The 15512-nt window shown below is 30.0% G+C and carries 17 protein-coding genes; 3 read left to right on the top strand and 14 right to left on the bottom strand.

The window, feature by feature from the left end:
* Positions 1-71 precede the first annotated feature (71 nt).
* Positions 72-917 (top strand): diadenylate cyclase CdaA, encoded by an 846-nt coding sequence (gene cdaA, locus ACWCL1_RS06615; RefSeq protein WP_454546120.1) that lies wholly within the window; start codon positions 72-74, stop codon positions 915-917.
* Positions 914-2014, top strand: coding sequence for a CdaR family protein (locus tag ACWCL1_RS06610; protein WP_454546119.1), 1101 nt, complete (start codon positions 914-916; stop codon positions 2012-2014). Before cdaA ends, ACWCL1_RS06610 begins: the two co-directional genes overlap by 4 nt.
* A 188-nt stretch (positions 2015-2202) precedes the next feature.
* Here the strand turns inward: ACWCL1_RS06610 and murB are convergent, their stop codons facing one another.
* Entirely contained in the window at positions 2203-3108 is a 906-nt protein-coding gene (gene murB / locus ACWCL1_RS06605) for a UDP-N-acetylmuramate dehydrogenase (RefSeq protein WP_454546118.1), read from the bottom strand.
* 114 nt (positions 3109-3222) lie between these two features.
* Here murB and ACWCL1_RS06600 point away from each other — a divergent pair, with 114 nt between their 5' ends.
* Positions 3223-3756: a 3'-5' exonuclease gene (locus ACWCL1_RS06600; RefSeq protein ID WP_454546117.1), complete on the top strand. Its 534-nt coding sequence runs from the start codon at positions 3223-3225 to the stop codon at positions 3754-3756.
* 31 nt (positions 3757-3787) lie between these two features.
* Here the strand turns inward: ACWCL1_RS06600 and ACWCL1_RS06595 are convergent, their stop codons facing one another.
* The 13 genes from ACWCL1_RS06595 to ACWCL1_RS06535 form a co-directional block, all read right to left on the bottom strand.
* Positions 3788-5077 carry a hypothetical protein gene (locus ACWCL1_RS06595; protein WP_454546116.1) on the bottom strand — a complete coding sequence of 430 codons (1290 nt, stop codon included), beginning with the start codon at positions 5075-5077 and terminating at the stop codon, positions 3788-3790.
* A gap of 10 nt (positions 5078-5087) precedes the next feature.
* A complete protein-coding gene (locus ACWCL1_RS06590) occupies positions 5088-5552 on the bottom strand; it encodes a DUF805 domain-containing protein (protein WP_454546115.1) in 465 nt (154 codons plus the stop codon).
* Between the two features lie 20 nt (positions 5553-5572).
* Entirely contained in the window at positions 5573-6496 is a 924-nt protein-coding gene (locus tag ACWCL1_RS06585) for an SPFH domain-containing protein (RefSeq protein WP_454546114.1), read from the bottom strand.
* Between the two features lie 2 nt (positions 6497-6498).
* Positions 6499-6915, bottom strand: coding sequence for an NfeD family protein (locus tag ACWCL1_RS06580; protein ID WP_454546159.1), 417 nt, complete (start codon positions 6913-6915; stop codon positions 6499-6501).
* A gap of 823 nt (positions 6916-7738) precedes the next feature.
* On the bottom strand, positions 7739-7978 hold the full coding sequence (locus ACWCL1_RS06575; protein ID WP_454546113.1) for a hypothetical protein: 240 nt from the start codon (positions 7976-7978) through the stop codon (positions 7739-7741).
* A 661-nt stretch (positions 7979-8639) separates the two neighbouring features.
* Positions 8640-9704 (bottom strand): hypothetical protein, encoded by a 1065-nt coding sequence (locus ACWCL1_RS06570; protein WP_454546112.1) that lies wholly within the window; start codon positions 9702-9704, stop codon positions 8640-8642.
* Between the two features lies 1 nt (position 9705).
* The gene (locus ACWCL1_RS06565; protein ID WP_454546111.1) at positions 9706-10800 is read right to left on the bottom strand and encodes a DUF4352 domain-containing protein; all 1095 of its coding nucleotides are present in this window, start codon (positions 10798-10800) and stop codon (positions 9706-9708) included.
* 369 nt (positions 10801-11169) lie between these two features.
* Positions 11170-11904, bottom strand: coding sequence for a Bax inhibitor-1 family protein (locus ACWCL1_RS06560; protein WP_454546110.1), 735 nt, complete (start codon positions 11902-11904; stop codon positions 11170-11172).
* A gap of 16 nt (positions 11905-11920) precedes the next feature.
* Positions 11921-12655 carry a Bax inhibitor-1 family protein gene (locus ACWCL1_RS06555; RefSeq protein ID WP_454546109.1) on the bottom strand — a complete coding sequence of 245 codons (735 nt, stop codon included), beginning with the start codon at positions 12653-12655 and terminating at the stop codon, positions 11921-11923.
* 15 nt (positions 12656-12670) lie between these two features.
* A complete protein-coding gene (locus ACWCL1_RS06550; RefSeq protein WP_454546108.1) occupies positions 12671-13252 on the bottom strand; it encodes a hypothetical protein in 582 nt (193 codons plus the stop codon).
* Positions 13253-13361: 109 nt separating this feature from the next.
* On the bottom strand, positions 13362-14042 hold the full coding sequence (locus tag ACWCL1_RS06545; RefSeq protein ID WP_454546107.1) for a hypothetical protein: 681 nt from the start codon (positions 14040-14042) through the stop codon (positions 13362-13364).
* 115 nt (positions 14043-14157) lie between these two features.
* The gene (locus ACWCL1_RS06540) at positions 14158-14718 is read right to left on the bottom strand and encodes a hypothetical protein (protein ID WP_454546106.1); all 561 of its coding nucleotides are present in this window, start codon (positions 14716-14718) and stop codon (positions 14158-14160) included.
* Between the two features lie 215 nt (positions 14719-14933).
* A complete protein-coding gene (locus tag ACWCL1_RS06535; protein WP_454546105.1) occupies positions 14934-15503 on the bottom strand; it encodes a hypothetical protein in 570 nt (189 codons plus the stop codon).
* Between the last annotated feature and the right edge of the window lie 9 nt (positions 15504-15512).

Genomic DNA, 15512 nt, shown 5'->3' with positions numbered 1-15512 from the left:
TGTCACACGCTGATTTATTTTTCATGATACAATTAAACATAGTGTATATATGTTGAATTTAGGAGGGCCAAATGGATTTTTTTAGCAATATCTTTACTTGGCAACACTTCATCAACTTAATTGATATCGGAGTTGTGTGGTTTGCCACTTATAAATTAATGATACTTTTGCGGGGAACAAAAGCCGTTCAGCTTTTTAAAGGCGTTTTGGTCATTATTGTAATTAAATTGATTAGTTGGTATTTAGGATTGCGAACTGTTTCATGGATTACTGACCAAATTATTAATTGGGGAATAATCGCAATTATTGTGATCTTCCAACCAGAAATTAGACGTGGGTTGGAGCATCTTGGTCGCGGATCGCTGTTCTTCAATAATAGTAAGAAACAAAATGAAGCTGAAGAAAAAATGATCGAATCATTAGATAAGGCAATTCAGTATATGTCTAAACGTAGAATTGGTGCTTTGATTACGATTGAAATGAATACGGGACTAGAAGATTACATTGAAACGGGGATCCCATTGGATGCTGATATTAGCGGTGCTTTATTGATTAACATCTTTATTCCCAATACACCATTACATGATGGTGCTGTAATTATTAAAGATAATCGCATCGCTGCTGCAGCTGCATATTTGCCATTATCTGAAAGTAATTTGATTCCAAAAGAATTAGGAACACGTCACCGTGCTGCCGTTGGAATTAGTGAAGTAACTGATGCACTGACAATCGTTGTTTCTGAAGAAACAGGTAGCGTTACGATTACTAAAAATAATGAATTAATTCGGAATTTAACTCGCCAAGATTACTTAAAACTATTACGTAACGAATTAATTCCTGCTGAAGAAACAGAAAAGAAAAATGCCATTGTACGTTTCTTTGAAAAACATAAACCTAAGGGAGGTCGCAAACATTGAAATTCAATAATATCTTCAATTCAAAATTTATGTATGCTCTCACCTCACTTTTATTTGCACTTTTTCTTTTCGGATATGTCACAACTGATACGGGAAGTAATGCTAACAACACTAATAAAAATGGCTTAATGTCACAAAAAACAGCAACAATAACCGCTCCGTTAAAAATTAATGTTAGCTCAAAATATTTTGTTGAGGGCTATCCTCAAAATGTTCAAGTTAAAATTAATGGTCCAGCCGCAATGGTGCAGACTACTGAAAATACTCAAAATTTTCAAGTTTATGCTGATTTAACTGGACTTAAACCTGGAAAACACACTGTTAAGCTTCAAACTAGTGGTATTAACCGCGAATTAACGGCTAATGTTGAACCCAAAACGATTACCGTTAAAATTAGTAAACGTAAATCTAAATCCTTTCCCGTCCAAGTACGATTTGATTCAACTTTGATTGGCAATGGATATGCTGCTGGGATTCCAACATCTAGTTATAAAAAAGTTACGGTTACTGGTGCTAAAAGTACCGTAAACAAAGTTACTAATGTTGTAGCTGATGTGAGTTTACCTGAAGGAGTTGAGCATAGTGTTTCTCAAAACGTAACCTTACAAGCTTTAGATTCAAATGGTAAACCTTTAAATGTTGCTATTCAACCTGTGTCGGTTAAAGCAACGGTCCCAATTTATGCCGCAACCACTTCTAAAAAAGTTAGCGTTCATCTAGTTGAAAGTGGAACCGGTGATAGTTCTAAAAATTACAGTTTATCAACTGACACTAAAACGGTTACTGTTACAGGGACTAAACAAGCATTAAGTCGTTTAGATTCGTTGAACGTAGCTGTTCCAATTAATGATGTAACAAGCGATACTACTAAAACTGTTCCAATTGATACCATTCAAAATGGAATCATTGCAGTTTCACCAAGTTCAATTACAGTTCAAATTACCGTATCAAATAAGAGTGAAAGCTCCAATGAAACTAGCAGTAGTATAGCTGAAACTGAAGAATCGAGTTATTCAAGTAGTCAATTTAGCTCGCAAAAATCATCATCAGCAGTGCAATCATCAACATCTCAACAAAGTTCATCAAATAATCAATAAAAGAGGCTGCGACGTAAGTCCAGCCTCTATTTCTATATTCATATAATCGTGCTCCAAAACAAACGGGCATGCCTGTAAGTTCAAAAACCTCCGAATCTTTACTGCGTGATTCGTTCGGATTTTCCTTACAGCATACCCGTTTCTAGTGTTTTGTCACAACTTCTTTGTATACATACTTATTTACTTTATTATTCTTCTCCAATAATTCGCACTTCAGTTTCTAATTCAACATTAAATTTATCTTTAATGACTGTTTGTACATGGCGAATAACATTTTGATAGTCAGTAGCAGTGGCATGATCAACATTAACAATAAAGCCAGCATGTTTTTTGGAAACCTGTGCCCCACCAATTTGAAATCCTTGTAATCCAGCGTCATGAATTAATTTTCCTGTATAATGCCCTTGAGGACGCTTAAAAACACTACCACATGAAGGATATTCAAGCGGTTGTTTAGAAGCTCTTAAGAAACTATATTCACGCATGTGATTAATAATTTCAGTTTGATTGCCATAACTTAATTCAAAAGTTGCTTGTAAAACAATTTCATCTTCATCTTGCAAGCGACTATGCCGATATCCAAAACGCAATTCATTGCCTCTATATGTTTTTAACTGACCTTGTCGATCAATTACTAACACTGACTTAACAACTTGAGCAATTTCACCGCCATACGCTCCTGCATTCATGAAAACAGCACCACCAACACTGCCAGGAATTCCTGATAAAGGTTCCATTCCTGTTAAACTTTCTTGACCTGCAACTTGAGCCACATCAACTAATAATGCTCCTGATTGGGCCAAAATTTGATTGTTGATAACCTTAATTTCATTTAACTGAGTTAAGATCATAACGACTCCCCGAATACCACCATCTTTTACAATTAAATTACTAGCATTTCCTAAAACAGTTAAAGCCGTATCATGATCATTAGTCCATTGAATTACTTGTTTAACTTCTTCAATTGATTTTGGCAATGCTAAAATATCAGCTGGGCCACCAGTTTTAGTATTAGTATATTTTAACAAAGGTTCATTAAAATAAATTTCGATTCCTTGTAGTTGTTTTTTTACATTAATTTTTTCTAATTTCATTTTCAACATTCCTCAAATCTTTTTGTCTATTCCATTTTACCATTTTTGTGCTGATAATTAAGTATAAAAATGATACAATAAATGCAATTATTACTATAAGTTAGGAGAAAAAAGATGAATTTTACCGCAATCGATTTTGAAACTGCTAGTCCTAAGCGTGATAGTGCTTGTTCTTTAGCATTAACAGTCGTAGAAAATAATAAAATTGTTGATGAAATGTACTCATTAATTAAGCCAGAAACTGAATTTTCATGGCGTAATATTCAAATTCATGGAATTACTCCTGAAATGGTTGCGGATGCTCCTAAATTTAATGAACTATGGCCTCATATTCATCGATTTTTTGAACCTGAAAAAATTGTCGTTGCCCATAATGCCCGTTTTGATAACAGTGTCTTAAAAAAGACCCTTGAACATTATGATATTCCTGTGCCACAATTTTTATCACTTGACACGCTTGCAACTAGTCGTGCTTTTTATAAGGGACTATCAAACTATAAACTCAATACGATTTGTGATGAATTAAATATTAGTTTACAACATCATCATAACGCTTTAGATGATTGTGAAGCATGTGCAAATATCTTACTTTCACAAGTTCATAAATTAGGAGCCCCTGCATTAAGACCTTATGTAAGAAAAGTTTAAAAATAAAAGCGGCATGATGCCGCTTTTATTTTTATTCTAATGTCATTGAGACCTTTCCTTCAAGACCATCTACTGTTTTGGCTTTACCTGTAATTTTTTCTCCATGATCTTTAACCTTCAAATCATAGAAAACCATACTTTTTTTATTTTTTTGCTTGAAAATAATCTTATTTTTACCGGTTGGAGTACTATACGTTTTTCCTTGCTTAATTAATTCATCACTAATTGAAGTTGAGTCGTAATCAATTTCATCTTCAATTTCTTGCCACATTTCTTTATCAGCATCACTTTTAGCTGAATGTGATATATACGTGTCATCATCATACATAAAATGAACATAAAGTTTATCATCTAACTCACTATCAGTTGATGTTATTTTAACCTTATATGTATTATCCCCAATTGCATAACTTACACTTGGAAGATTATATTGTGCTATTACTGATATAATCAAACCAACTAGCATAATTCCAGCTGCACTTAGGTTAATGCGCGTCAACGCTGAATTAGAATATCCCTTATCTTTAAGATTTGAGCCATCTGGATAATAAGTTACAGTTGATTCACCTTGAATTTCTTTAAGGTTAAAATAAAACTTAATCGTTGTAACCATAGCATATCCTGATACCCAGTAAAATGCAAAGAGTGCCAGAACAATTAATAAGAGCATTAATACAATGCCAATGACTCCTAATGTAAGAGCTGCCACTCCAATTGGAATACACAAGCATAGAATTAATATAAATGAAATCATCGCTGAAAGACAATACCAGCCTGCAAAACTCCATTCTAAAATATATAGTTCTTCCTTATAACCTTCCATTATCCGTGCACTTTCTTTTAAACATTCACGTGCTGTAATTTTTTGGCCACTTTCAATTCGTTCTTTTAAAATATAAAATGCTTGAGAATACGCTAACGTTTTAGCGACTCCCACTGGAAAAAAGATTATTCTCCATAAGTAAATAAAGAAGACACTGGCTACCATTAATTTAATCACGTTCCAGCAATAATTTGACTTAAAGCAAATAAATAACTTACTAAACCACCGCGAATCTTCTGAATTTTTTGCCCAATCATAAAAAATATACCGAACACCTATCCAAATTAATCCAATGGCAAAAAGACCTACCAATAACATAATTATGCCAAATATCCATAGGACACTACTCGTTAACGTTGCACCAGCTGCCATAATAAATAGAAACGCTAGTAATGCTGAAAAACCTACTGCAGTAGTATACACTAGAAAAATTTTACTCATTTTTTTATTTAAGGCTAGTGCTGCTTCTTTTCTTAGATCAACTCTTGATTTAATCACTATTTTCCCTCTATTTCCGTACAAAAATGAAATTTACAAATCCATTACCAGCTTCTTTTCGCACAAATTGATTTGTTGGAGTAAATATTGCTAATCCTATAAAAACTAAAATAGAAAACATTGAAATCAAATTCAATCCTGGAATAAACAACATGATTAATTGCAAAATAACTAACACCGTTGTTGCTCTCCCATTAATTCCTAAATCACGCATTCTGCGGAAAAAAGCTGCTAAAAACATTAACATCAATATAATTGTAATAATTGCTAAAAGAATATAGCAAAGTTGAGTTAATTGAGTATCTTGAATCAATCCCTCAAACCATATTCCTAGTTGGGAATAAATAATCATTGCAACTAATAATCCCCAACATAAACCTCGACGGGTACTTCTTCCTAAATAGTTAAAGATCCCTTTAAAAAAATTAATTGCGCCTTCTTTTAAACTGACCTTTCCCTTTTCATTAATATTCATGAAGTCTACTTCCTAACTAATTATTCTTCTTTATTTTTATCAGCTGAAACTTTTAAAGCTGATCCTAAAGTAGTGATATCCTGTAACTCGCTTGGAACGATTAACTTAGTTGCTTGACCATTAGCAACATCTTTCAACGCTTCAAAAGCTTTGAGTTTCAATGTTGCATCACTGACATCCACTGCACTTAACATCTTCAAACTATCAGCATATGCTTGTTGAATGTTAAGGATTGCTTGGGCCTTACCTTCAGATTCTTCGATTTCAGCTTTAGCACGTCCGCGAGCTTCTTCAATTTTAGCATTGGCATAACCACGTGCTTCAGTTTCAGCTCTTTCAGCTTCTGCTTGAGCATTTAAAATTTGTGATTCTTTGTTTCCTTTAGCTTCAGTAATTTGTGCCCGGCGTTCCCGTTCTGCTTTCATCTGCCGTTCCATTGATTGTTGAATATCTTTTGGTGGAAGAATGTTTTTTAATTCCACTCGGTTAACTTTAACGCCCCATTTACCAGTGATTTCATCCATATAGTTTTGCATCTTAATATTAATTGAATCACGTTCTGATAAAGTTTGATCTAATTCCAATTCACCAACAACATTGCGTAAAGCAGTTCCGACTGATTTTTCTAAAGCATTTTCCAAGTTATCAACACCATAAGTTGCTAACTTGGGATCAGTAATTTCAATTGCCATAACCGTATCAATATTCATTGAAACATTATCTTTAGTAATAACACTTTGTGCAGGTAAGTCCATTACATGTTCCTTCAAAGAAATTTTATTAACAATATTATCAACAAACGGAAACTTAAAATGAATCCCATTACTCCACGTTTGATAGTAGCTTCCTAATCTTTCAATTACAAAAGCCTCTGATTGTTGGACAACTTTAACTGAACTTATAATCAACGCTAAAATAATAATTATTAAAATAAGTGCAATCATTCCTAAAGTCCTTTCTCAATTTTCTTTACTGATAAAGTAACTCCATTAAGTGCCGTTACCTTAATTTGATCACCTAAGTTCAACTTTTCTGAACTTTCAGCTTTCCAACTTATTCCATTAACCTTGACTCGTAATTGATGTGGTTGGTTTTCAATCACAAAACCGTTTTTCCCAATAATTGAGTCAGCGGTATTTAATGGTTTAAATTGTGGCATGAATTTCTTCATCATTGGTCTGCCAATTAATAGTAATGCAATTCCAGTTACAAAAAATTGAATTAATTGCCATCTTAATTCAACGTGTGCATTATATAAACCTACATTAATCAAAGCACTAATTGTAAACCAAATCGAAATTAATTGAGTAGTAAACCCTTCAATAAGCGCCCCTCCGATTGCAATCACTACCCAAATAATCATCCAATCCAATAACTTACCTCCTATACTTTATATTTCAATAAACATTAAAAACAGCTATATATTAACATTTAGATAAAACTGCTTCAACTTGACATTTTATTTCCATATGATACACAACCTTTTTTTAGACAATTTAATATAAAAATTTGCTTCATACTAAATAAACTAATGATTTTTTTATTTTTAGTAAAAAACTTAAAAAAGCTTATATTACAACGTTTTTGAGTAATTAGTAAATTCAACTTTAAGTCACTTTACATAAATAAATATTGTTCAAAATTAAAGTTTAAGCTTTTATTAAATTAGTAAAGTTGCTTTTATTTTCAAAAAAATATTCTTTTTGGAGGGTTTTCACTTAAACACAAATTCAATTTGTACTATTCTTAGTATGTAACTTAATTCCTTCTTCACAAATCAGGCTATCCAAATAACTACAGTTAGGTTACATAGTAAAGGACTGAGAGAATATTTAAATATCCTTTCAGTCTTTTACTTACCTTTGAACAAAATAAAAAGAGATTGTCATTTTACAACCTCTTGAAACTTACTCATTTTAATAAATTAATTTTTAGTCTTCATCATGCATTTCTTGTTCTTTCTTAGCTTTAATTTTTAGCTGTGAAAGATATCCACCAATCGCATGAATTGGAACATAGTTAGCATCTGTGACTTTACTTTTCTTATTCACTTTCCCTCACCTCAAATAGTATGGTAACACTACTATCTATAAATTTGAAGTAATTTCTCTGAATTAATTCGGTTAATTTTTTACAAAATCTTTGTTTTTTTGAAAATAACTAACTTTAGTTTTAACTTTTAAGGTTTAATTTTCTGTTAAATTTTGCTGAATTTTATGAATTTCATTTTCAATCTCTAGTTTTGTATTCTTTAAATTTTTGAGAATTTCTGTAAGATTTTCAGAATCAAGTGGGCACTCTTGATGAAGTTTTTGGCATTCAAAAATCACAATCTCGTAGTAGTCAATTCTTTTTAAAATCTTGTCATATTCTTTTTTTAAATACTCTAAATCAAATTTTAGTCCATTTTTAAATCCTTTTTCCATGATACTTACTCCAATCATATAGAAACTAACTTATACTTAATCATATCATGAAAACCCTTTTTAAATGCAAAATTCCTTTGCACTAACTTCAATTTAAAAAATAAACTATGCTTTATTTTCCCTACTACAATTACGCTCTTGACCCCTCCCCCACCATATTTCTTTATAATAATCTATGTAATAATATATCATTCCCCTATGTACAATGTACGATATATTATTCCTGTGCCTAGGTTGTCCCGCAATCGAGGTTCTTTTATTCTTTCTTATCACCTGAGTTTGCATTTCTCTTATCTTGTGGAGGCATTAAAAGACATGGAATGATCAATACTAATGGATTTATTACCGATGCACCTAAAATAATTCCAAAAACTTTTTCATATCCCACTGCTCGCTAAGGAATAGTATGGGAAAAATAATATTACTGCACAAATGAATAATATTACTAAATTCGATTTAAATTTTACATACATCATGAAAATTAATATAAAGTAAATAATAATTCCTACTAAATATTCTTTGTGTGTTGCTGTTCCAGAAATCTTAAACCAACCTTTGAAAAAATTTATTACTCTTTTTTTATACCTTTAAAATTCATTTTTCACCTCAAAATCTTTATAAAAAACAACCTCGCTTAATAAACGAGGTTGCTTTCTAATTATTAAATATCAGAAGTTTGCTCTTCTAACTTGCTCCATTTAGCGTATTGATCATCCTTTGGAATAACAAATATACTCTTATCATCCCAATCATTTGGATCTTCACTCACAACATCGAAGTTAGCGTCTTCAACTTCCCAACTGCCGGACTCACTTGAATAAACCATTTTTACTCTAACTGTACCTTCATCGGAAGCTAAATTGTAATCTTCGTCAGTTTCTAACGCTTCTTTATCAAGCTTAAAGGCCTGTTTACGATCGACATAAGCAGTAAAATTGATTGTCGGTTGTTTTTCATACGTTAAAATTTCAATTGATGAGTTATCGATTGTAACCTTGCTAAATTCATTTTCATAAGAACTCAAAATCGTTTTGATTTCATTATATGTGTAATCTAGCAACTCTTTTTCATTATCAGTTGCATACTTCAAATTAGAAAAGTCCATCGTTGGAATTGATTTATTCCATGAAATTATAAATGATGAAAATGTTGCTAATAAGTTTTTATGCAACTGTTCACTTTTTTCAAAGTCACTTTTGGGACTAAAAACAACGCTTTGATCTTCATTTGTTAAATTGACATTTTCCTTCTTCTTAACAGTTCCATATGCTGAATTATGTATATCAATTGTCAGCTTATAGTTTCCAGGAATGAAGTCTTGATGCTGATTTTCAGTTTTTCCAAGTGAAATTGCTTGTTTATTAATTATTAAAGATGCAGTTGTGTCATCTACATCATCTAATCCTGAAAAAGAAAGAGTCCTCTTCTTTGGTTCCCAATACTTGCTACCGAGCCATCCATTGTTAACAAATTTACATTCATCTTTTAAAATTTTGCGAATTTGTTTTTCTGAAAGATTAGATTCTACAAAAGCTTGATAAGCATCTTCACTAATTTTGGAATCATTACTATATTTAGGAAGATACTTTTTAACAGCTTTCATATCTTTACTTTGAATTGCTTTAACTGCTCGATTAGTGGTTGCTGTAGTTGAGTGATAATATCCCCAACTACCAAGTCCTACTACACCAATTAAAACTAAAATTAAAATAATTTTCTTTTTCATATTAGTATGAAAGTCCACCTAAGAATTGTTCTTTCAACAATGAGTAATCATCTGCGTCAGAACCAGTTGTTTCAATTTCCCACTTACCGTTTGTCTTCTTCATTTTAAGGCGGTAGCCTGAGTCGCTATCAGTTGAAACTTCTTCTTTTGAAATTAATTCTGGCAATTTGTCAATAAGATACTGAGTTGCTTCCTTCACAACTTCATCTTCATTGATTTCATCATCATCTTTATGTTTATCAAGAAATTCATCTTCGAAGTTTGACATTAATTGGTCAACATCAATGTTACCGATATCAACTGTTTTAGCATTTACTTCAATGGTAACTTCATTTGGTTTAGCTTCATATATTTCATATGAGATTTCATCACGCTTTTTACCATCATTTATGTAATCTTGGAAAATCTTATCTGCTTGTTGATCAGATACTGCATCTTCACCTAATTCGTCACGGAAGTCCTTAACAAATTCATCATGGTAGTTTTTAGCATCTTCTTTAACATTATTTTCTAAATTATTTTTTTCTTGAGCATTTTGGTCATTGAAGAACACTGCTTCAACATATTGTTTTGCTGCTTTTTTAGCACTTTCACCTGGATCTTTGTACTTACTTGCATTAACTTCTGTAGTAGTTGATTTTAGCTTATCGTCTTTTTCATAATCACTTGGTTCTGGGGTATACTTCAATTCATACTTATCGTCTTTATCTACTTTAAAGAAGACATAACCACTTACTGAATCATCTTTATCTACTTTTTGATAATTAAGTTCCTTCATTCCATCTAGATACATTGTTTCAGGAGAAATTGTCTCATCATCCTTCTTCAACTTAAAGTCATCACTTGAAACAACAAGTTTTTCTCCAGTTGTATTTTTAACATTTACCTTTAATGCAAGATAGCCTTCACCACTTTTAGCAGATTTATCAGTTTCTTGCACATAACTTCCGCTTGATACCTTAACTTCAGCAGATTTCTTTCCACATGCTGTTAACATTAATACAGAACTACCAATTAATGTTAGGGTCATTAACTTTTTGCCAATATGATTTTTCCCTCTTAACTTTTCCAATAAATGAAATTTACTATTTCCCATGCTTTACAGTTCTCCTTATATCCAAAGTAATATAATTTAGCAATAATAACTGCAATAAACATTTAATATCCTAAAATTCTGGTTCCCTCCTTTTTACTGTATTAGATTTTATGCTCTATCAAACATTTCCATTACAGTATAATATCGCTAGAAAATTACACCATTATACTATCATCTTGACTTTCAGTTTGTCAAAATTGACAAATATTTAAAACCATGCTACAAACAATGAGATTTTCTTACAATGTCATTTCAATAACATTATCCTTTTTCTACATCTTATATCTTGCTCCCATATTTATTAACTTATGACTGGAAATATAATAAAAAGCAACTCAGAGATGAGTTACTTTACATTATATTTATCTATTAATCTTGAGAATCTACCCATAATTTGATAATTGATACAAAATTTAAAATTAAATCCATAACAATAAAATCTGTTTGACCTATTGCTAATACATATGCATTAGTTTTATTATCCATCCTCATTAGGTCTTTATACTCTTCTCCTAATCGTTTCACATCAAAAATAATAGATAACGACATTAAAATTACCGTTATTATGTCCACAATTAGCATTACTATGCCATTTTTAATAAGTAACTGAAGTAAAAGTGCTAAACAACTTCCCCATGAAACCATCTCAATTATTTTCCTATTTGTCGGTTTATCCCTGTTCTTTTTTTCATATAAAATTGCATATAAATATACTCCCATCGTAATTATTGCAGCAGAAAGAGTTATGTTCCCTAAATCTAGCCCCGTCTTTGCAAAAATTTGTAATATTCCAATTATATATATCCCATTCAAAATAACATTCAAAAAATATATAATCGTGGCAATAGTATTTTGAGCCGAAATATCTTTTATAATATCATCCATATGTATTAAAATTATATGTGTTATGGCATGAATTAAAATTGATATAGATAATACTCCTAAACTCATTAAATTTTCTAAATTAAAACCATATATAAATAAACAAAATAACATTACCATTAAAACTTCAAGACACACTAATTTATGTACTTTAGTTACAAATTGTGTTGCCTCATCTTCTAATTTTTGCTTGTAGTTAATCTTAACTAATTTATTACTCATTATTTACTATTTCCTTTTAATCTTGAGAATCTAACCACAATTTGATAATTGCTACAAAATTTAAAATTAAATCTGTAACAACCACTTCTGTTTGTTTTATCATTAGTGCAAATTCATTAGTTTTACTATTTAATCTCATTGATCGTTCGTACTCTTCTCCTAATCGCTTCACATCAAAAATAACAGACAATGACATTAAAATTACTGTTATTATGTCCACAATTAGCATTACTATACCATTTTTAATAATTAACTGAAGTAACAGAGCTAAACATGTGCCCCATGAAACCATCGCCATTATTTTTTTATTTGTGGATTTATTCCTGTTCTTTTTTTCATATAAAATTGCATATAAATATACTCCTATTGTAATTATCGCAGCAGAAAGAACGATATTCCCCAAATATAATCCAGTTTTAGCGAAAATTTGTAATATTCCAATTATATATATTCCATTAAAAATAACATTTAAAAAAAATATAATTGTGGCAATAATATTTTGGACTGACGTATCTTTTATAATATCATCTATGTATATTAAAAAATGATGTAATATCATGTGAATTAGAAGTGATATTCCTAATACTTCTAAACTCATTAAATTTTCTAAATTAAAACCATATATAAATAAACAAAATAAAGTTATCATCAAAATTTCAAGACACACTAATTTATGCACTTTGGTTACAAATTGTGCTGTCTCATCTTCTAATTTTTGCTTATAGTTAACTTTAACTAATTTATTACTCATTATTTACTATTTCCTTTAATCTTGGGAATCTGCCCACAACTTAATAATCGATGCAAAATTTAAAATTAAATCCATAACAACCAATTCCGTTTGATCTACTGCCAATACAAATGTATTAGTAGCAACATTGATATCTTTATTAAATTCTATTTCCTTTGTATACTCTTCTCCTAATCTTTTTACATCAGCAATAATAGATAACGACATTAAAATATCTTTAATCCAACTTTTCGAATATATTTTCTTTGCCTCTTCAATGGTTAAATGGATATAAGCAAATTCACTTTCTTTATTATTATCAATATAATTAGAAATACCATTAATCACAATGTCTATTAGTGGAAATAATATCAACAAATAAATATTCACTTTAGCTGAAAATATATTTCCCCATGGATCGCCATATTTTTGTTCAAATTTATCCAATGCAGAAGAACCAATAGCAATCGTTGCAGCACTTGTGGCTTCACGATACCTATTTTTTGATTTAACAAATCTTTTTTCTTTAGAATCGTAATAGATTATGATAGAAATTCCATTATCTTGCTTTTTTTCTGCAAAACGTTGAAATCTATTTCTAGTAAATATATTTTTCAACTATCTTACCCTCTTATCCATTGATTTCATAAATTTTTTCATAGTCTTCCCAAGAAATATTAATCATCCGCTGATTCAAATATCAAATCAATTAAATCGATCCATATCCTTAATCATCGTCATCACTTGATGGAAAAAGTATCATTAGTATAACAAGTACTAACATTATAAATGTGAGTCCCATATCCATAGACGTATTAATAATATTTGATAACTTTTCTGATTTAGAATTAAAGTGCTTAACAACTTTTAAGTTATTAAATTGCTTAACCGAATAATAGCAACATAAAAAAACTATGAATAAAAGTGCTAGAGTTACAAAATAATTATGTGACTTTGTAATTGCTCCAAAAATAATAGTTAGAGAACTTATAATAAGTCCCCAAATAATATTTCTTCTTTTTGCAAATTTTATATCCTTAGAACATAAACCAATAATCAGACAAATTAATGTCACAAGTACCGCAAATCCATACACGCATAAAACAATATATCCTGCATCAGTTACACATATGTATACTGTACCTAAAAAAATTCCTATAAATACCCAAAAAGAAAGATAAAATAAAAGTTGAGCCAGAATCCATATTTTATTCTTAGTTTTATCAAATTTTGAACTGGATGATGTTTCCAAAACAAATCCAATCAAACCAGAAAAACCCATCATGCACATAAAATTAGTATCCACTCTATGAATATAATATTTAGAAATAAATATCATAAAAATCGGAATGATCATTCCGCTAAATAAACAAATTAAAACTTGACTAATGTATTTTTTATTATCCATTTTCTATTTCACTCTTAAATAATGATTAATGCTTGTTATATATACAGAAACTACCAATACTTATCAGTTTATTTTGGTGATAAAATCCCCAAAATTTTTATTTGAATTATTATCATTAACTCTTACTTTTTAGAACTTTATTGTATATTTCTCTTTCTTCAAAATATTCTGGAACACCTGTAACAAGTAAGTCTTCAAAAAAATAAATGCAAATGGTTCTTCCTCCACTTGGAGATTCAAATATTGTAGTGATAAAAGCCAATATTATTAATAAATCAATCCATGCATCTTTCAAATGATTTTTCTTATATATCTTGATTGCTTCAGTTTTTGATAATGCTAAATGATGAAAATTACTTTCTTTATTATCACGAATATATCTAACTAAAAAGGTAATGATCCTATCTAAAACTGGTATTAAAATTAGTAATGATATTCTTACTTTAGGAGAAAAAATAGCATCATATGGATCACCATACTGATTTACAAATTTATCGTAAATTGATCCTGAGACTACCATTCCTACAAATCCTAAACTTTTCCATTGTCTATTATGTCCTGTTACAAAGTTATTATTCTGACAATCATAATAGATCCATTCTTCTCTTCCATCTTTTAACTTATGAGTTGTGAATCTTCTAAATCTTATACTTTTAGTAAATACATTCTTAATCATAGTTAATCTAATTCTTCTTCAAAAATATTCCATTTGTTTTGAGAATCTATCCATAATCAAGAAAATTATGATTATGCATAACAAAATTAATTCGTTCTACTATTAGCACAAATATATTAATCTACAACTAACATTAGATTTATAATTTAATTACTTTTAGTGTTCTTTATTTGCTAAATATCCCTAATTATCACTAAAACAATAAAAACGACACACTATTCACTTCTTATCTCTTTTTGAATTTTTTTATACGTATGCATTTTTTGAAAGTAATCAGGAATATCACTAATAAGCATAATGTCTAAAAGATATATAGCTGCAGATCTTCCTCCACTTAGAGGTGCCCAAGAACATAATACTATTCCTACTAAAACTGCTAATGTTCCAATAATACCATCAATCCAACTTTTTTTATAAATTCTATTCACTTCTTCAATTGATAAATTTAAATATGAAAATTCATTCTCTCTATTATTATAAATATAATCAATTATATAATTTACTACTATATTTATAATTGGTAATAGTATCAATAAATATATATTTAATTTACTAGAAAAGATACTATTCATAGGATCACCATAAACACGTTCAAATTCACTCAAAATACTAGATCCAATAGCAACACTTACGTAACTCATTGATTTACGATGTCGATTTTTAGCTACTGCAAACTTTTTTTCCTTACAATCGTAGTACAGTAATTTAATAATGCCATTGGAACATTTTTGCTCTGCAAACTTTTTAAACCTAATACCTTTCTTCTTAATAGACATATTTTTCAACAAATTAAT

The organism is Ligilactobacillus sp. LYQ135, assembly GCF_053711055.1.
Note: the sequence above shows the minus strand (reverse complement) of the source record. Positions and strands in the feature narration are given on the sequence as shown.